Genomic DNA, 457 nt, shown 5'->3' on the forward strand with positions numbered 1-457 from the left:
CAGCAATGCCGCGTGTGTGAAGAAGGCCTTCGGGTTGTAAAGCACTTTTGTCCGGAAAGAAATCGCGCTGGTTAATACCTGGCGTGGATGACGGTACCGGAAGAATAAGCACCGGCTAACTACGTGCCAGCAGCCGCGGTAATACGTAGGGTGCGAGCGTTAATCGGAATTACTGGGCGTAAAGCGTGCGCAGGCGGTTTGATAAGACAGGCGTGAAATCCCCGAGCTTAACTTGGGAATGGCGCTTGTGACTGTCAGGCTAGAGTATGTCAGAGGGGGGTAGAATTCCACGTGTAGCAGTGAAATGCGTAGAGATGTGGAGGAATACCGATGGCGAAGGCAGCCCCCTGGGACGTCACTGACGCTCATGCACGAAAGCGTGGGGAGCAAACAGGATTAGATACCCTGGTAGTCCACGCCCTAAACGATGTCAACTAGTTGTTGGGGATTCATTTCT

General features: G+C 53.2%; 1 rRNA gene. It reads left to right on the forward strand.

The features are described from left to right. A 16S ribosomal RNA gene (locus E1J61_RS36630) occupies window positions 1-457 on the forward strand; the annotation flags it as partial.

It is taken from the genome of Cupriavidus sp. L7L, assembly GCF_004353535.1.
In the GTDB taxonomy this organism is placed as follows: Bacteria; Pseudomonadota; Gammaproteobacteria; order Burkholderiales; family Burkholderiaceae; genus Cupriavidus; species Cupriavidus oxalaticus_A.